Origin of the sequence: Lysinibacillus sp. FSL R5-0849, from assembly GCF_038595075.1 — a bacterium.
In the GTDB taxonomy this organism is placed as follows: Bacteria; Bacillota; Bacilli; order Bacillales_A; family Planococcaceae; genus Lysinibacillus; species Lysinibacillus fusiformis.
In genome coordinates this window covers 2,881,459-2,901,230 of record NZ_CP152004.1, presented here as the reverse complement: position 1 = coordinate 2,901,230, position 19,772 = coordinate 2,881,459, and the positions used below count along the sequence as shown (strand labels likewise).

Here is a 19,772-nt window from a genome sequence, read left to right as displayed (position 1 = left end):
TTGCGAATGCCTATTAATTCATTTGATGCGTATCCTATGAGTTGGAAGCCAGATATTAGTAATAGCACGGCTCCATTATATATAGCCATTGCACAACAGCTAGAGCTAGACATTAAAGAAGGAAGGCTAACGCCAGGAACAAAATTGCCACCGCAACGCGAATTAGCAGATTTTTTAGATGTGAATTTAAGCACGATTACACGTGCATTTAAGCTCTGTGGACAAAAGGGATTAATATATGCCTCGATTGGTAGTGGCACATTTGTTTCAACGGATGCAGCTAGCAATAAAATTTTATTACCATCAAACCGTACGACACCGATCATTGAAATGGGCTCCGTACTACCAGATAACTTTGTCAATGAGGACATTACTCGTTATATAAAAAAAATGGTAGGTGAACCTAGCTTTCCTAAACTATTTCAATATGGGCGACCTGAGGGTAACGCTTGGCAAAATGAGGCCGTGCTCAAGCTCTTCGAATTGGTAAATTTTCAAACAGATCAGCCCATTTTGCTTGGAGCTGGTGGACAAAATGCCATTGTTGGAACACTTGCGGCATTATTCCAGCCAGGCGATCGAATTGGGACAGATCCTATTACTTACGCTGGGGTGAAAACTGCTGCCAATATGCTAGGTATTCAGCTTGTCGCTATACAACAATGCCAGGGTGAGATGACAAAAGAAGGACTGCTGTATGCTTGTAAAAATGAACATATTAAAGGCATTTATGTCATCCCTGATTTTCATAATCCAACTACACATACGATGTCGGTAGAAACAAGAAAAATGATCGCAGAAGTAGCAAGACAGAGAAATTTGCTTGTCATTGAGGATGCAATTTATAGCTTTCTTAAGGAAAATCCATATGCTCCGATTGCTTCCTATGCACCAGAAAAAGTGATCTATATTGCTAGTCTGTCGAAAACAATCTCACCAGGGCTGCGACTATCCTTTATCGTCACACCTCCTGCATTTCGTAAAAAAATAATGGAAACTCTCTATAATATCAATATATCAGTCTCTCCAATTATGCTAGAGCTTGCAGCAAGATTGATACATGAAGGAGTTGCTCAAACCATATTGGAAAAACATCGAGCATATGCAAAACAACAAAATGCACTTGTTAATCATTATTTAGCAGAGTATCACATTTTAGGTGACGAGGAATGTATTTTCAGATGGCTCCTATTGCCAGACAAATTTACAGGCGTACAATTTGAATTGTTGGCCTCAAAAGCGGGTGTACAGGTCTATGCTGCAGAACGCTTCGCAGTCGGCAATGCAAAGCCAGTGAATGCTGTGCGTATGGCTATAGCAGCTCCAGAGTATCAGTTGGAGCAAGCATTAATCATCTTAAAGGATATTCTCGAAAGTAATGGTGACTATACATTTGTTGATTAATCGTCTTTAAGTCATACGAAGAGGTATAGAGATATTAATGAAGAGTGCGTGATTCTTAGGTGGGCAAGTCTATTGCAATTGTAGGAAACCTAAAATGTTAAGTGCGCTAGGCATTACATAACTATGACTATCCATGAGGAAAAACATAAAAGTCCGTAGACAAACTCTTAAAATGTTAAGTTTGTCTACAGACTCGTTTATGTATTGACAGTCAAACTTATAAATCTAGCCTATAATAATATTCATGAGTTGTCATGTCCCCTGTAAAAGTGTTTAATTTCCTAGTAAACGTAAACCCATAAGATGTATATAATTTTTTCGATTTGCTCATACATAAAGAAACTTATTAAAACCTCATCATTATAAGGGGACATAGGATGCATATTTGAAGAATACACAGATTCCGTTAAAGATACAGCATTACTACATATAAATTCTTCGTACAATGTAAGTTGCCATTTTTATTACTTGTTAACTCACAAACCTCCATATAATTTTTTTGGTGATTTCACTAATTGAACTTACCATGCTAACTCCTTCTATATTCAAATTTGTTTAGGTGAGACAAAAATATTTTTTGTTCGTATTCATACATATCTCTTTTAATGTTTTAAAAAATAGGAGGAGTAACAGAAAATAATACAACTGCCACTGTATTAGAATTATTTTCCCATTTATGCTTCAAATTTGCTGGTATTTTCACACTATCACCAACTTCTAAAAGATATTCTTCCTCACCCAAATAAATTTTTATGCTTCCTTCTATAATAACTGCTATTTCCTCGCCTCTATGATCCAAAAGTTTCTCTGAAGAAGACGTATAGGGTGGAACGGTCAAAATGGCTGACGCCAAATTACCTGTGAAATCGGGTGATAATAACTCATAGGACAAGTTATCTACAATCATTTTCTTACGTTTATTGGATCTCACTATTAAAGCCTCAGTGTTTGTTTCTTCCATAAAAAAGCTAAATGTTGGAACATCTAAAGTTTTTGCTAAGACTTTTAATGTTTGAATGGATGGATTCGCTAGACCCCGTTCAATTTGGCTTAACATGGAAGGGGTAATGCCAGCTAAAGCTGCTAATTCTCTATTAGTCAAATCCTTCATTTTTCTGTATTTCTCAACTTTCTTCCCAATATCAATATTCTCCATTTTGAAACTCCTATCGTATGAATTAAAAATTATTTAACATTATTAAATTTTATTTAACGGAAACAGCAAATGTGTTAAACTTTATTAAATATTATTTAATTATATTTTATAACTAGAACTACTACAAGAAAAATGGGGGAATCAGCTAGATGATGAAAAAAGATAAACAAATATGGAAAGAACAATATCCAATATTCGATAAGCTTACAGTAATGGAGGAAGTATTTTGGATAAATCCGAATATGGAGATTTTCCAATCAGGAATTAAAAAATCCCCTCTGAACGAAGCGGATGTAAGGGATGCGGAGGAAAGGTTGGTACGCTTCGCTCCATATATAGCGAAGGTTTTTCCTGAAACGGAAGGAACAGCGGGAATGATTGAATCTCCTCTAGTGGATGTTCCTGCCATGAAGCAATCATTACAGAATACTTTTCAGCAGCCAATTTTAGGTGATTTATTACTGAAATGTGATAGTCATCTTCCTATTTCTGGATCTATCAAAGCTAGAGGGGGGATTTATGAAATTCTCAAACATGCAGAGAATTTGGCTATTCAACATAATTTGTTAACGGTCGATGATGATTATTCAATTTTGGCTAGTGAGAAGTTCCGATCTTTCTTCTCACACTATTCTATTGCAGTAGGCTCAACTGGGAATCTAGGACTGAGTATTGGTATTATAAGCTCAAAATTAGGCTTTAATGTGACGGTTCACATGTCAGCAGATGCTAAGCAATGGAAAAAGGACTTGCTCAGAAATAGTCATGTCACTGTTATTGAATATGAAGCTGATTATAGTAAAGCAGTAGAAGAAGGTCGAATTCAGGCAGAAAAGGACCCAACATGCTATTTTGTGGATGATGAAAATTCACATGATTTATTTTTAGGCTATGCAGTAGCTGCGTCACGCTTAAAAAAACAATTAGATGATCTGAATATAATGATAGATAAACACCATCCTTTAATGGTTTACCTTCCATGCGGTGTAGGTGGCGGTCCAGGGGGGATAGCTTTTGGCTTGAAGCTATTGTTTGAAGATAATGTTCACTGTTTCTTTGCTGAACCTACTCACTCTCCTTGTATGCTACTCGGTTTAATGACAGGACTGCATGATCAGGTTTCTGTGCAAGAGATTGGCATTGATAATGTAACAGAGGCAGATGGACTTGCTGTAGGAAGACCCTCTGGATTTGTTGGTAAGACTATAAAACCTTTTTTAAGTGGTAATTTTACTGTTAGCGATGAACAATTGTATAGGTTACTTAAGGACCTTGTCGATACTGAAGGCATTTATTTAGAACCATCAGCACTAGCTGGTATGTTAGGACCAATAAAATTATATAAAGAGGGCACTGATTATTTAAGCAAGCTTCATTTAACAGAACAATTAATGAAAAACAGTACACATATTATTTGGGGAACTGGGGGGAGCATGGTTCCGGAAGATATCATGAATCAATATTATCAAAAAGGTTTGAAGTTGGCGCTAGAAAACAAAATTGATGGATCAGACATAGTTTCTCGATAAAAAAAGTGCTGGGCCTTTTCTATATAAATAAGCAATTTTTTGCAACTGAACATGGCGATCGCTATGTCCAGTTGCTTTTTTTAGATTTATTTGGACAAGAGTCGGTAGATTGTTGTCCTGTTTTGATGATAGCGCTGGCTGAACAGGTACATGTATCTATAAATTCTGAAATTTTAGAAAAAATAAATAACTGTATTGACAACTTTGCCCAAAATCAATATGATTAAAAAAATAAAACATTTACTTTATTTTTGTTTTATTTTAAAGTAAATACTTCAAAAAAGGGTGGGTAAAATAATGAAAATCTTGATAGGCGAAATTGCACATGAGACAAACACGTTTGCTAATGAGAAAACAACTGTTGAGTCGTTTAAGGAATGGGAATGGATGCATGGCGACGAGATCCTACAGAAACATCGTAAAGTAAGAGATTACTTAGGTGGAATGATGGAACGTGCTGAAGAAACAGGAGTAGAAATAATTCCTTTATTTTCAGCATTTGCCATGCCTTCTGGAGTTATAACAAAAGAAACCTACAACGTGCTTCTTCAGGAGTTAACGAATTCAATTAAAGCTGTGAAAGAGTATGATGCCATTTGTCTTGCACTTCATGGTGCTGGTGTCGCGGAAGACGTTGATGATCTTGAAGGCGGTATATTATCCGCTATTAGAGAAGTTGTCGGGTATAAAATTCCTGTTGTCGTCACGCTAGACCTACACGGAAATATAACGGATCAGATGGTTCAAGAAGCAGATGTCCTATTGGGCGTTAATTTTTACCCACATGTTGATTGTTTTGAAAGAGGAATCGAGGCAATCGATATTACCCGAAAAATTCTTTCAGGTGAGCTTCAACCAAAAATGAGCCTAAAAAAACTCCCACTTATGATTCCTACATCTACTACAAATTTACCACCAGCAAAAAATATCAATGAACTGTGCTGGGCACATGAAGTAAATGAAAAAATTATTGATTGCACATTCTTTCATGGCTTTCCTTACACGAATATACCTGAAGTTGGAGTTTCGGTGGTGACCGTCACTAATAATGATCAGGAGCTTGCAGATCAAACTGCAGAAGAAATCGCTTTGGAGATTTGGAATACAAAAGAGATGTTTTTTCCAGACATTATTAATCCAGATGAAGGAATTAAAAGAGCACTAAAAATAGAAGGAAAGCCAATTGTCATTAACGAAACTTCAGACAATCCTGGAGGGGGTACGCCAGGTGATGGAACTCATCTACTTTCAGCCATGATAGAGGCAAATCTTGAAAATGCTTGTTTCAGTTTTATTTATGACCCGGAAGTAGTGAATATCGCTCATAATAGTGGAGTAGGAGCAACAATCGATGTATTACTAGGTGGCAAAACAGATGATTTACATGGAAAACCGCTCAAGGTAACTGCTTATGTTAAAACTCTAGCAGATGGCCGATTTATCCAGTCTTCTCAAATGGGAAAAGGTGCAAAAGTAAATTATGGTAAGTCTGCAAGATTAGTAGTTGGCGATATTGATATTGTTGTTTGTTCTAAAAGGTCGCAAACACTGGATGAACAAATCTTTTTATTACACGGGATTGATATTAGGTCATACAAAATTGTCGCTTTAAAATCAAGTCAGCATTTCCGTGCCGGATTTGAACCCTTAGCCCATACAATCATTACCGTTGACTCACCTGGGTTATCAAGTTTTAACCTGTTTTCTTTTGAACATTCAAGACTTGCAAAAGAAGTTTATCCTTTTAAAAAAGATGTTGAATTTTTACAGAAAGATAAAGTTAAGTAAAGGGGAGGATGAAGGTGAAAAAGAAAACCAGCGGAATTAAATTAATCGTTATGGTAATGATCATGGTTATTTTAGCAGGCTGTACCCCAGATTCAAATGAACAAAGTTCTGGAAATGGCGATAGCAAATCAAAGAATACATTAGTCATCTCTTCTGTTCGTGAGCCGGATACAATTGATGTCCATAAAACAACTTGGGTTGATAATTCAACTGCTAATATTTATGACACATTGTTAAAAAGAGACCTGGAGGGAAATATAATACCTGGTCTTGCTGAAAAATATGATATTTCAGATGACGGTAAGATTTGGACTTTTTATTTAGATGAAAATGTCACGTTCCATTCTGGGGAACCGCTTACTGCTGAAGCGGTTAAAAAGTCATTTGAAAGGTTCCTAGAGTATTCTGCCGTCAAGTTTTTAGCTGGACCAGTGGACAAAATGGAAGCTGATGGGCAAAAATTAATGATTTATTTCACAGAGCCTTTTGCACCTTTTGCCAGTGGATTAACTACCGCCTATTTAGCACCGATGGATCCTAAGGCACTTGATGATTACGGTGAGGATTTTGGAAAAAATCCTTCAGCTTCAGGAATATTTAAATTTGAGGAAAGAGTACGTGGATCTTCTATTACTTATATGAAAAATGAGGATTATAATTGGGGCCCACCATTTGTAGACAATAAGGGCGCACCTGGTTTTGATAAATATGAATTCCGATTCATTACGGATGACGATACGAGGGTACTAGAATTTAAAAAAGGTACCACGCAAATTATGACTAATGTGCCCCCGAATTATATTAAAGACCTTGAAACAACAGAGGGTGTGAAAATTGATCGTATGTTCGAACAAGGCATAACTTACTTAGGCTTCAATAATAAAAAACCAATGTTCCAAGACAAACGTGTTAGGCAAGCTATCGCACTTGGTATCAATCGGGATCCACTCGTAGAATTTGCTTTGGAAGGTTATGCAAAACCACTTTTTGGTCCACTGCCTCAAAGCATCCCTGGATATAGTGAGAAAGTTGAAGGAGAGGCAGCACAAAAATACACGCAAAATGTGGAAAAAGCTAAATCGTTACTCGAAGAAGCTGGGTGGAAGGATACAAATGGAGATGGCATTGTAGAGAAGGACGGAAAGCCTTTCTCATTTGAAATATGGTTATCTGATGAACCAGTTATGCAAAGAATTGTTCAAATTCTTCAAGGCCAATTAAAAGAGATTGGTATTGTAGTTAATATTTCTGTTCAAGAGCCAGCATCCATTAGTGCAAACACACCAAAGGGATTACATGATGCCATTCTAAATACGTACGGATGGTCAGATCCAGATATCTTATATATGCTTTTTGGAAAAGGAAGTTCATTAAGAATGCATTACGAACCTGAAGAATTACACAATTTACTCACTAAAGCACGTCAAACGATGGATATGGAAGAGCGGATGAAGATTTATGAGGAGGCACAGCAATTTCTTGTGGAAGAGTCTCCTTGGGTTCCGTTATTTGTACGTGAAAATGTAACCGCTTACCGTGACATTAATGGATTTAAACAAAATCCTTACTCACAATCAATTATTTTCAATGATATCACTTCGAAATAAAAATTAACCTGTAAAGTTAGGGACCGCTCATCGCTAACTGCCTTATTAAAAGGGGGGATTAAAACTTGTCTAAATATATTTTGAATCGAACTCTTTCAATGGTTATTACTCTAATTGGTGTATCAATTTTAGTCTTTTTAATGATGCATCTCATACCGGGTGATCCCGTAACTTATATTCTAGGAGACTTTGCTTCAGAAGAGGCCATAGTGGAAATGAAAAAGACTTTAGGGTTAGATCAACCGCTTTTTATTCAATACATTGATTACATTAAAAATGTGTTGCAAGGGAACTTAGGGACTTCCTATATTACGGGTTTGACAGTGGGTGAAGAGATTGTGGCTCGCTTTCCAATTACAGTACAACTAGCACTTTATAGTTTAATCATTGGAGCCGTCATTGGAATTTTAATGGGTATTTTAGCAGCAGTGAAACAAAACACAATCTTTGACCAACTAGCTATGGTGATTTCCTTAATAGGAATATCTGCACCAGGTTTTTGGATAGCATTATTCTTAATTTGGATGTTTTCCTACCAATTCAATATTTTCCCTATTTCTGGATATCAAGGGTTTTACTCGTTAATTTTGCCATCTATAACGCTGGGTTTAGGCTCAGCTGGCAATATAGCAAGAATGACGAGGTCTAGCATGCTTGAAGTTATTAAACAAGATTTTATGAGAACGGCTCAAGCTAAAGGACTTGCCATGATTCCTATGATTTTTAAGCATGCCCTCCAAAATGCGATGATCCCAGTTATTACTTTAATTGGTCTACAGTTTGGTTTTCTATTAGCAGGTGCAGTAGTCATAGAAACGGTATTTGCACTACCGGGGTTAGGGAGTTTTTCTATTGAAGCCATTACTAAAAGGGATTTGCCAACAGTACAAGGGTTAGTTCTATTTATGGCATTTCTTTTTATTATAACTAATATGATCGTGGATCTCGTTTACAGTCTAATAGATCCTCGTATTAAGTATTAGAAAGGGAGGCAAGTATTTTGAGTAGTTCAGCTCCTAAACTTACAGATTCAGAAACTAAATTCAATCCGCCTCACAATAAAGATTCTGAAGCAAAGTCTAAAACTTACTGGTCAGTCGTGGGGAAAAGAATAATAACTAACAAAAGTGCTGTTAGTGGGGCCTTTATCTTATTGTTCTTCGTATCAATTTCCTTACTTGCTCCTTGGATAGCTCCACATCCAGTTGACGTAATGAATTTCGAACAAAGGTTTTTACCTCCAGGAGGACAATATTTTTTAGGGACAGATGATTTTGGGAGGGATATATTTTCAAGAATATTATATGGTGGTCGGGTTTCCTTAATGATGGGGCTTGTTGCAGTGCTAATCGCAGGTGTTATCGGTGTCATTTTAGGAGTGATAGCAGGCTATTATCGTAAATTTGATATTTATATTATGCAGGTTATGGATATTTTACTGGCTTTTCCTTCACTCCTTCTTGCCATCGCTATTATTGCTGTACTTGGGGTCGGATTAACGAACGCGATGATCGCAGTCGCAATTTCGGCAATACCTTCGTATGTAAGGGTAGTTCGAGGATCGGTTTTATCAATAAGAGAAAAAGAATATATAGAGGCAGTTAAGGCCCTTGGAGTTTCAGATTTTAAAATTATTGTAAAGCACGTATTTCCAAACGTCTTATCACCCGTAATTGTTTTATCCAGCTTACAATTTGGAACTAGTATTCTAGTAGCTGCAGCGTTAAGTTTCTTGGGGCTCGGTGCTCAGCCTCCAACTCCTGAATGGGGTTCGATGGCTTACGTCGGGAAAGCTTTTTTAGGGCAGGCTTGGTGGATGTCCCTTTTCCCAGGTATGGCCATTATGTTAGTCGTCCTTGGTTTTAATCTGCTAGGTGATGGATTACGTGACGCATTAGATCCAAGGCAAAAATAACTGCTTGGGAGTGAAAAATATGGGAATAAAAGATGAAGCGCTTCTGAGAGTGGAAGACCTTTCTATTAAATTTAAAACGGGGAAGAAAGATTTTGTCAATGCAGTGAGTCAGGTGAACTTTACTATTAATAAAGGTGAAACACTTGCTTTGGTAGGAGAATCTGGATGTGGAAAAAGCGTTACGTCCCTTTCCATCATGAGATTAATAGCAAATGGTGTTGGTGAAATTGAAGGGAAAATTCTTTTTAAAGATATGGATTTTAATCAAATATCTGAAAAGAAAATGCGTTCGATTCGAGGGAAAGACGTTTCAATGATATTTCAGGAGCCTATGACATCCTTAAATCCTGTTCATAGAATTGGCAGGCAAATTAGTGAGGTTCTTAAGCTTCATACAGATGCCTCAGGAGATGAGTTAAAAAAGCAAACGGTAGATATATTAAAAAAGGTTGGAATTCCACGTCCGGAAAAAATTGTTAACGAATATCCCCATCAACTTTCTGGCGGAATGAGACAAAGGATCATGATTGCAATGGCGATGGCGTGTAATCCTAGCCTATTAATTGCTGATGAGCCGACAACAGCATTAGATGTAACTATACAAGCCCAGATTTTAGATTTAATGAATGATCTCAAAACTAACTACGATACAGCCATATTATTAATCACGCATGATTTAGGTGTTGTAGCAGAAATGGCTGATCGGGTTATGGTGATGTATTATGGACAAATTGTTGAAGAAGCCCATGTGAAAACGATCTATAAAAATCCACAACATCCTTATACTATTGGTCTATTAAATTCTATTCCTAGTCTTGAAGATGAACAGGATAAGCTGAAACCAATCGAAGGCAATGTACCTAATATCGGAGAAGTAACGAAAGGATGTCCTTTCTTTTCTCGGTGCACCAAAGCTCATTTAAAATGTTTTGAAAGCAACCCACCTCTCATAAAAACGAATAACGAACACTCTGTTAGATGTTGGCTATATAGTAAGGAGGAGGCATTCGCATGAGTGAAGTATTGCTAGAAGTTCAAAATCTAAAAACCTATTTTCCAATCAATAAACGTTTTTTTTCAAAAAATAAAGACTATGTTAAAGCTGTTGATGGCGTTACTTTCAAGCTATTTAAAGGAGAAACATTAGGAATTGTTGGAGAAAGCGGCTGTGGCAAGTCTACAACTGGTAGAAGTATTTTAAAATTAATTGAACCAACAAGTGGTAACATCCTATTTGAAGGCAAAGATGTTCTAAGCTTGAGCAAGCAGGAATTGAGAAAGCTCAGGAAACAAATGCAAATTGTTTTTCAAGATCCATTTGCTTCTTTAAATCCTCGTCTACGAATATCTTCTATTTTAGAAGAAGCACTATTAACACATGGAATAGGGGCGACTAAAAAAGAAAGAAGACAGAAAGTAATAGAGATTTTGCAAATGGTGGGGTTAGGTGCTTTTCATGCAGATCGTTATCCTCATGAATTTAGTGGAGGGCAAAGACAAAGAATTGGTATCGCCCGAGCAATCGCGGTTGGACCGTCACTTATCGTAGCAGATGAGCCAGTTTCTGCCCTAGATGTATCTGTACAGGCACAAATACTTAACCTTTTTCAAAGCCTCCAAAAAGAATTAGGACTAACTTATATTTTTATTGCTCATGATTTAAGTGTTGTAAAACACATTAGTGACAGAATTGGGGTCATGTATCTAGGGAGAATGGTAGAGTTTGCCGATAAAAATCAATTGTTTGCTGAACCGCTTCACCCATATACAAAATCCCTTATGTCTTCTGTTCCAGTCCCAAATCCTGAAAGTGAAAAAAAAGACCGGATCATTTTAACTGGTGATGTTCCAAATCCGGTAAATCCTCCTCTTGGTTGTACTTTCCATCCGCGGTGCTTCGCGTGTATAGAGGTTTGTAGGACAAAAAAACCTCGAAACATAGAAGTTAAACCGGGACATTTTGTAGCTTGTCACTTGTTTGAACCAGAAAGAACGGAAGTAAGAGACCAAAAGTAATTTTATATAAAAAGGAAGGTATTACTAAATGGATATAAATAAAATTTCGTTACAAAGAATTAAATTACCCTTAAAATCTTCGTTTGAAACTAGCTTCGGTAAAGTGACTGAAAAGGATATTATCATCGTTAAGGTTCATGGTGGAGATAAAGTTGGCTTTGCTGAAAGTGTCGCGATGCCTTTTCCTATATACAATGAAGAGACTACAGGTACAGTATGGCACATGCTTGAAACTTACTTGATTCCAAAGCTATTAGAAAATGAAATTAAAGAGCCCAAAGATTTCTCAGAATTGTTTTCCTATATACGTAGAAATAACATGGCAAAGGCAGCACTTGAAATGGCCATTTGGGATTTATATAGCAAGCAAAAAGGGCAAACGCTATCTACTACACTAGGAGGTAAACGATCAGAGATTGAAGTGGGCGTAAGTATTGGAATTGAAAATAACATAGAAACTCTATTAAACAAGGTGGCAGGCTTTTTAGAGGATGGCTACAAAAAGATTAAAGTGAAAATAAAACCTGGTTGGGACATTAAACCTTTAGAGGCTATTCGGAAAAAGTTTGGAGAACAAATTCCACTAATGGCTGATGCTAATTCTTGCTACAGTTTGAATGATTTACAACTATTACAAGAATTAGATCAGTTTAATTTAATGATGGTTGAACAGCCGTTAGCTCATGACGACATTATAGATCACGCAAAATTACAAAACTTATTAACAACACCTATCTGTCTAGATGAAAGTATTCATTCATTAGAAGATGCAAGAAAGGCAATTGAAATTAATGCATGTAAAATTATTAATATTAAGGTTGGTCGTGTAGGAGGGCTATTCGAAGCAATTCGAATGCATAATCTGTGTGAGGAAAAAAATATCCCAGTTTGGTGTGGTGGAATGCTTGAAGCTGGTATAGGTAGGGTTCATAACATCGCAATCGCTTCATTAAGTAACTTTAGTATTCCGGGTGATACATCTGCTTCAAGTCGTTATTTTGATAAAGATATCATTTTACCAGAAGTAAAGCTTTCAAAGGCTGGCACTATTATTGTTCCAGAACAACCTGGAATTGGTTTTGAGGTTAATCAGGAATTCATTAATCAACTTACAGTGACCCAGAAAGAGTTTATTAGAGATAAAATAAAGTTCTACTAAATGATTTTTAAGTTGATTTTATTTCATGGTGTCTGGAGGGATTTACCAATGGTTTTCACACAGCCAATCATCTATAAAAGTATTATAAGTTTAAAGGAAATACAAGATGTAGTTAGTTTTCAAGAGGATATCTGGGATAAAGATGTAGTAACGCCTCTTCCGCAGCTTGTTGCTGCAACTCACAATGGTGGAAACATCGTTGGAGCGTTTAAAGAAGGTGAATTAATTGGGTTTTCATACGGTTTTTCGGGCTTTAAGAATGGGAAAAAATATTTAATTTCTCATATGACTGGCGTCCATAGTAAGTACCGTAATTATGGGATAGGCTTACAGCTAAAACTTAAGCAAAGGGAGTGGGCAGTGGAATACGGCTATCAAAAAATTGTATGGACTTTTGATCCTTTAGAAGCCAAAAATGCATACTTTAATCTTAATAAGCTAGGAGCTTATTCTCAAACGTACTTTCCTTCTTATTATGGTGAAATGAGCGATAAACTGAATAAAGGTCTACCTTCTGATCGTTTTTTAGTAGAATGGGATATTTGTTCGAGCCGAGTAGCGAATGCACTTACCGGTGTACTCAAAAAGGATACATTGGTTAATCACTATAAGTCTCTGCTGTCATATAGTGATAGTAGAAATATCCCATATCCCAATGAGAGAGAATCGATTAAGAATGAAGACGGATATTTAATACCTGTTCCAGCTAATTTTCAGATTTTGAAACAAGAGGATTTTGAAGCGGCGAAGGCTTGGAGGTATAAGTTGAGAGATGCAGTAAATGATGCTTTCTCAAAAGGTTTTGTAGTAACTGGAGTGTTAAAAAAAAATTTAGCCAACATCCATTTTTATGTTATTGAAAATAAATCCATGGAGCCCCTATATGATTGAACAAATCAATAATTGGGTTGATGAGAATAAAGAGTTAATAAAATCAACATATCATCATTTTCATTGTAATGCCGAAATTAGTTGGAAAGAAAAAGAGACAACGGATTACTTATGTAAGCAATTCGAATATTTGAAAATACCTTTTGAGAGGTTTGAGGAGCATACCGGAGTTGTTGGATATTGGGGAAATGAAAAACTTGGTCCAACCATTGGAATTAGAGCAGACATTGATGCGTTATGGCAGCTGGTCGACGGTGAATGGAAAGCCAATCATTCCTGTGGTCATGATGCTCATATGACAATGGTTCTTCATACTATTTCTTGTCTAAAGAAATTAGGTTTTCAACCAAGGGGGCTTATTAAAATTATTTTTCAGCCAGCTGAGGAATCCGGTTTAGGAGCTAAGGCTCTAATTGATAGAGGCGTTATGGATGATGTTGATTGTTTACTAGGGATACATGTACGTCCCATTCAAGAATTAAAATTTGGCCAAGCATCTCCTGCCATCTATCATGGCGCGACAACACTATTGAAAGGGAAGATCCATGGAATTCAAGCTCATGGTTCACGACCAAATCTAGGAATAAATGCTGTTGATTCACTTGGAGCCATTATTCAGGCTGTTAACTCAGTTAAAACAGATCCGACATTATCCTCATCTGTCAAAATAACCATGGTTCAGGCCGGTGGAAACAATATTAATATCATTCCCGATTATGCTGAATTTGGCATTGATGTCCGTGCACAACAGAACTATGTTATGGAAGATTTACTTAAAAAGGTAGAAAATGCGGTTCTTTCTTCGGGCTCAGCAAATGGGGCAATAGTTGAAATAGAGACACTAGCATCGATGATTGCTGCGGAACCTAGTTCACAACTTGAGGAACTAGTGGGAGAAGCTATTATTGAAGCTCTAGGGAATGACGCAATCGCTGCTCCAGTCATTACTCCTGGAGGGGAAGATTTCCATTTTTATAAAAAGTATTTTCCTCATATTAAAGCTACAATGATTGGACTTGGAACCGATTTACAACCTGGACTGCACCATCCTCATATGAATTTTAACTTAGATGCTTTGCAAAATGGTGTAAAAATTCTTGCTATGACTACCATTAAATTATTTAAACCATAGTATTAGTGAAAATTAGTAGAAGAGACTAGATTAGAATATTGCGAAAATATTTTTCTGAAGAATTGCAATAGTGAAATATCTATTATTAATAAGGAGTGATAAAAGATGTTAAGAACTACAGTGCCAGAAGATATTTATAACTTTGAATGGCCAAGCAATCCTGTCATTTCTCCTGATGGACAACAGGTAGTTTATGAAAGAACCATAGCTGTGAAAGAAAATAATTACGAAACACATTTATATTTAAGCGATGTAGAAGGAAAAACACGAAGAGTTTTAACATCCTCAGGCACAAGGAACGTCAATCCTATCTGGTCACCCGATGGAAAAACCATAGCATTTATCTCGGACCGTGCTTACGGAATGCAGGCATGGCTGTTATCTCTCGATGGTGGAGAGGCCCGGTGTCTGACAAAGTTTCGTCAAGGAATTAGCTCAATAGTATGGGCTCCTAACGGTAAAACGATATATGGATTGGTACCTGTAATTGTACATTCGGAACTAGAAACCTTTCATGAAAATGCAACAATTCATGAAGCAAAGAGTGAGAAGGAACAAGAGGATAAGTTATGGAGAGATGGGGCTAAACGCTATCATCATCTATATTACAAAAATGATGGAACTGGGTTTCATAAACCGTACAAACGTCAAATTGTTGCTATTCATATAGATACTGGAACATTCGTTTTGATAACAAAAGGAATAAATGAAGTTCATCAGCCTGACGTGTCACCAGATGGAGAATATATCGTGTTCAGTTCAAACGCAGAAAATGAAAATTTTCTTTTTGGAGGAAAGGTTTATCGAGTTTCTTCTTCCGGAGGAGATGCGGAGTTGCTATACAGTGATACGGAAGCAAGCTCACCTTCTTACTCACCTGATGGAAAGTGGATAGCGTTTTTTTGCAACCATGCAGAACAGAAGGAATTATTAGTCATACCTTCAGAGGGAGGGGATGTTAGCTCTTTAAGCAAAAAATATCAAGACACCCTCCTTGATATGACTTTTACAGATATGCGTAATCTCAGATATGCACTTCGCCCTCAATGGTCTAATAATAGTAGGTATATTTATGCGCTTAGTACCCATGAAGGAAGAAATGAAATTGTTAGATTCTCGAATGATAAAAATGACGATCATCCGGTAATTATTGCTGGTGGAGACCGTACTATTTTTCATTTTTCATTTGATGGAGAAGAGACGATTAGTATGGCCTATTCGACAGTCAATCATCCTGGGAGGATATCAGCCATTAGAATTGATGAAACGAATACAGCCGACTGTAATTATCGGTATCCAACAGAAGCTTTTCCTCAATTACATGTACCCATTTTCCCTGAAACTGAAGTTCGTCTGGATGACTGCAACGACAAGTTATTATCCGAACTCATCGTAGTTGAACCTGAGGTTTTTTCCTATAAATCTGTTGATAACTGGTATATGCAAGGTTTTATTTTAAAACCCGCTAACTTTGATCCTGATAAAAAATATCCTGTTCTATTAGATATTCATGGAGGACCACATTCTGCTTATGGTTTCACATATTTTCATCAATTGCAATTATTCGCTGCGCGAGGTTATGCAGTTATCTATACGAACCCACGAGGAAGCTCAGGATTCGGTGTAGAATTTACCAATGCTGTACATGGTGATTATGGTGGAAAGGATATGAATGATATTTTGAACGGACTGGACTTTGCCTTACAAAAAAATCGATATCTTGATAAAAATAGGGTAGCCGTTAATGGAATTAGCTATGGTGGATTCATGGTAAATTGGCTCATCTCTCACACCGATAGATTTTTTGCAGCAGTTTCTGAAGGCTGTATTTCGAATTGGATTTCCATGTATGGCACAAGCGATATAGCACCATATTTTATTGATCAGGAGTTTCTTGGAAAGACAGATTTGGAGAATCTTTGGAAATTCTCTCCTCTTGCCTATGTAGATAATGTAAAAACGCCACTTCTACTTCTACACAATGAAGATGATTTACGATGTCCAATAGAGCAGGCAGAACAGTTTTATTCCCATATTAAGCGTCGAGGAGGAGAAGTAGAACTGGTTCGTATTCCACAATCAAGTCATGGGCTCCTCCAATACGGCAAACCCGAATTAAGAATAGCTAGGTTGAATTCAATGCTCGATTTTATAAACAGACATTTACCTGTAGAAAATTTTTCGAACTTGATAACGACTGAGAATCAATAATGTGAGGATAATAGTTAGATCATCGATTCGATCTACATTATTATATACAACTACTCTAAAGGAGGAAAAGAAATGAAAGTAGATGTGAATTTAAAAGCATTTGAAGAGGCTGGTCAAAAGATAACGGAAAAACATAAGATTCCTGGTACTGCTGTTGCAATTGCTGAAGCTGGGGAGATTCTTTACCATAAAGGATTTGGCTTCCGTAATGTAGCCGATGGACTACCTGTAACTGAAAATACAGTTTTTGGTATTGGTTCGATAACAAAATCATTTACTTGTGTGGCTATTATGCAACTGCAGGAAGTCGGTAAATTGAATGTGCATGATCCTGTTAGTAAATACTTGCCTGAATTCAACGTTAAAAATAAAGAGGCTATCAAAGATATCACTATTCATCACTTTATGACTCACACAGCAGGATTGCCTCCAATGTCTTCGTTATTTTATGCAATGAAAAGGTCACTAGATCTTGACCCAACTGTAAAAAATTATCCAGGTTTAAATATTAATGTTGAAGATCACGGACCAATTGACACTTATGAGCAACTTATGCAGTTTATTGATGAACAAGATATTGAATTATTGGGTGCACCTGGTACACATTTTAGTTATTCCAATGAATCATATGCCTTATTAGGAACAATCATCGAACGAATCAGTGGAAAAAGTTATGAACAATATATATATGATCATATCCTCACACCTTGTGGTATGGAAAACAGCTATTTCACAATTGAGGAGTACGCTGATTATGAAAATATCACCACTTGCTATACAGAGGACAAAAGCGATGGAACAAAACACGTTTTGGCTGCACCAATTTGGTGGGAATCTACTTCAATGCGAGCAGCAGGCTTTTTGAAATCTACAGCTAGAGACATGTTATTGTATGCAGAAATTTTCCGTAATGCTGGTGTAGTAGATGGTAAGCAAATATTATCAGAAGAAAGTGTAAAAGAAATGACTAAACCCCATATTCAATTACAACCTGGAAGATTCTATGGGTACGGTTTTATGATTACTCCCGATTATTTTGGCACTACTCTTATTGAACATGGCGGAGGGCTCAAGGGAATTTCAGCTCAATTAAGTATTTTACCTGAAAAAGGGGTTACAGGTGTTGTATTAACTAACTTGGCAGGTGTACCTGCTGCCCGAATTATGCAACTTGTATTTAATGCTTTGAGTGAAAGGGAGGTAGACGCCAATCACCTTACCTTTGAAGAATATGATATTTCAGAAGAACGACTTCAACAGTATCAAGGAGAATATCAATCGAATGAAGGGACGAAAGTGTGCATTAAAATCAAGGAAGGAAACCCAGTTCTACTCTCACAAAATGTAGAGATACCAATAACTTTTGTGAGCGATAACATGTTTATAGCATATTTTAATGACTTTACAGAAATAGCTGAGATACTAGTGGATGATAATAGTGAAGCATACGGAATATCATATCATTTTAGACAATTCCCTAAAGTTTCCGTAAATATACCACTTAACTAGTGAGTTCCAAGGTTTTCATATTGAACTCCTTATGTAGAAATTTGAGAGGATGTTGATGATGGGATTACAGGAGAGTTTGGAAAAAATTATACAAGAAGCTACTGGGACATTCGGGGTTTATGTGAAACATCTGGAATCTGGAGAGACTGCTGCAATAAATGAGAATCGTTTATTTCAAGCTGCAAGTGTTTTTAAGATTCCTATTTTGGCCACTTTATATCGTGATGTTCAAATGGGGAAGGTCGAACTAAAAGAACATATTAGGTTGGAAGAAGAGGATTTAGTCAATGGATCAGGTATATTTAAGGAGTTAATTCCTGGAATCGACGTTACGATAAAAAATTTAGCGACTATGATGATAATTGTTAGTGATAATGTGGGAACAGATAAGTTATTGAGTATTTTAGGGAAAGAAAATGTAAATCAATATATGAAAGAAATTGGACTAAGCAATACTTACATTCGTCTCAGCTGCTGGGAGCTTCTTTGCTCTTGTGTGGGATTACCTCCACAAAAATTCTCAATGGACACTTATAATGACATTAACCGTCGATTTAAAAATGGTGAAATTGATCATCATTCAATTGTATTTAAAGAAAGTCATGCAAACAATGTAACAACCGCAGCTGATATGGCACTTTTATTAGAAAAAATGGCAAATAAGCAATTAATCTCTGAAAAAGCTTGTCATGATATGTTTGAAATCCTTGCCAAGCAACAATTTCGAAGTAGAATACCTTATTTATTACCTCAAAATACTGTTGTTGCTCATAAAACTGGCACCATTGCAAGTGTTGTCAATGATTCAGGGATAGTCCAGCTACCTGATAATAAAGGTAATTTTATCATTTCAGTATTTTCTATAGGAAATAATACTGAAGCAGAAGGTGCTAGTATCATATCTAAATTATCGAGAGTTGCTTATAATCATTTTCTTAATAAAGTAACCGTTTAGCTTTTAAACCAAAAGGCTATTAATAATTTATCAAATATAATCGGTTATGAAAAAATATACAACTAAAACATAACTCATAGCTAAATGGTATGATGATGTTACAACTAGTAAGTTATTTTCTTGTTGAAAATCAATTAATGTTGGGGTATTCACACTAAATATATTTATAGTGAATGCCCTAGAATCTAAGGTTGAAAGGTTACACGGGTTAGGGATATGCTAAAAATATGAAACTGAAATTATACATAAAACTCACAATAAAGGTTCGTGTAATTACCAAATTACCTACGTAATAGATTGAATGTTTGTACTATAGTAATTGTTCATTGGATACATTACACCGACAGATAAAAGTATAAAACTTGGAGCTCATTATCTCTAATTAATTTAGTGGTTTTTTAAATATAAAAGTGATGCATACTGAATAATAAAATGGGAGTTTTTTTAGTCATCAACCATTTACTGAACCTGTATTAAATAAGTTACATACCTAGATTAAC

The 19,772-nt window shown here is 36.3% G+C and carries 15 protein-coding genes; 14 read left to right on the top strand and 1 reads right to left on the bottom strand.

The genetic code is table 11. The annotated features are described in order from the left end of the window. The first annotated feature begins 6 nt into the window (after positions 1-6). Complete coding sequence (locus tag MKY80_RS14205) at positions 7-1,404, top strand: PLP-dependent aminotransferase family protein (RefSeq protein WP_342529875.1); 1,398 nt, start codon at positions 7-9, stop codon at positions 1,402-1,404. Positions 1,405-2,014: 610 nt separating this feature from the next. Here MKY80_RS14205 and MKY80_RS14200 read toward each other — a convergent pair. Beyond that, on the bottom strand, positions 2,015-2,560 hold the full coding sequence (locus MKY80_RS14200) for an XRE family transcriptional regulator (RefSeq protein WP_089986283.1): 546 nt from the start codon (positions 2,558-2,560) through the stop codon (positions 2,015-2,017). A gap of 152 nt (positions 2,561-2,712) precedes the next feature. Here MKY80_RS14200 and MKY80_RS14195 point away from each other — a divergent pair, with 152 nt between their 5' ends. From MKY80_RS14195 to MKY80_RS14135, 13 genes are all read left to right on the top strand, one after another. Continuing rightward, positions 2,713-4,089, top strand: a complete 1,377-nt coding sequence (locus tag MKY80_RS14195) for a D-serine ammonia-lyase (protein WP_239355203.1) — start codon at positions 2,713-2,715, stop codon at positions 4,087-4,089. 297 nt (positions 4,090-4,386) lie between these two features. Next, positions 4,387-5,877 (top strand): M81 family metallopeptidase, encoded by a 1,491-nt coding sequence (locus tag MKY80_RS14190; RefSeq protein ID WP_239355191.1) that lies wholly within the window; start codon positions 4,387-4,389, stop codon positions 5,875-5,877. 8 nt (positions 5,878-5,885) lie between these two features. After that, positions 5,886-7,484 carry an ABC transporter substrate-binding protein gene (locus tag MKY80_RS14185; RefSeq protein WP_171365115.1) on the top strand — a complete coding sequence of 533 codons (1,599 nt, stop codon included), beginning with the start codon at positions 5,886-5,888 and terminating at the stop codon, positions 7,482-7,484. A 65-nt stretch (positions 7,485-7,549) separates the two neighbouring features. Then, complete coding sequence (locus tag MKY80_RS14180; protein WP_043990452.1) at positions 7,550-8,467, top strand: ABC transporter permease; 918 nt, start codon at positions 7,550-7,552, stop codon at positions 8,465-8,467. A gap of 17 nt (positions 8,468-8,484) precedes the next feature. After that, on the top strand, positions 8,485-9,399 hold the full coding sequence (locus tag MKY80_RS14175; protein WP_008178216.1) for an ABC transporter permease: 915 nt from the start codon (positions 8,485-8,487) through the stop codon (positions 9,397-9,399). Between the two features lie 19 nt (positions 9,400-9,418). Continuing rightward, on the top strand, positions 9,419-10,414 hold the full coding sequence (locus MKY80_RS14170) for an ABC transporter ATP-binding protein (protein WP_089986285.1): 996 nt from the start codon (positions 9,419-9,421) through the stop codon (positions 10,412-10,414). Further along, on the top strand, positions 10,411-11,415 hold the full coding sequence (locus MKY80_RS14165; protein WP_090002580.1) for a dipeptide ABC transporter ATP-binding protein: 1,005 nt from the start codon (positions 10,411-10,413) through the stop codon (positions 11,413-11,415). The genes MKY80_RS14170 and MKY80_RS14165 overlap by 4 nt, the downstream gene beginning before the upstream one ends. Positions 11,416-11,443: 28 nt before the next feature. Next, on the top strand, positions 11,444-12,574 hold the full coding sequence (menC, locus tag MKY80_RS14160) for an o-succinylbenzoate synthase (protein ID WP_342529866.1): 1,131 nt from the start codon (positions 11,444-11,446) through the stop codon (positions 12,572-12,574). Between the two features lie 48 nt (positions 12,575-12,622). Then, entirely contained in the window at positions 12,623-13,465 is an 843-nt protein-coding gene (locus MKY80_RS14155; RefSeq protein ID WP_342529864.1) for a GNAT family N-acetyltransferase, read from the top strand. After that, positions 13,458-14,597 carry a M20 peptidase aminoacylase family protein gene (locus MKY80_RS14150; RefSeq protein ID WP_171365111.1) on the top strand — a complete coding sequence of 380 codons (1,140 nt, stop codon included), beginning with the start codon at positions 13,458-13,460 and terminating at the stop codon, positions 14,595-14,597. The genes MKY80_RS14155 and MKY80_RS14150 overlap by 8 nt, the downstream gene beginning before the upstream one ends. Positions 14,598-14,702: 105 nt before the next feature. Continuing rightward, the gene (locus MKY80_RS14145; RefSeq protein ID WP_342529860.1) at positions 14,703-16,808 is read left to right on the top strand and encodes a S9 family peptidase; all 2,106 of its coding nucleotides are present in this window, start codon (positions 14,703-14,705) and stop codon (positions 16,806-16,808) included. Between the two features lie 72 nt (positions 16,809-16,880). Continuing rightward, positions 16,881-18,317, top strand: coding sequence for a serine hydrolase domain-containing protein (locus tag MKY80_RS14140; protein WP_342529858.1), 1,437 nt, complete (start codon positions 16,881-16,883; stop codon positions 18,315-18,317). Between the two features lie 55 nt (positions 18,318-18,372). After that, positions 18,373-19,272, top strand: a complete 900-nt coding sequence (locus tag MKY80_RS14135; protein WP_342529856.1) for a serine hydrolase — start codon at positions 18,373-18,375, stop codon at positions 19,270-19,272. Positions 19,273-19,772: the final 500 nt, after the last annotated feature.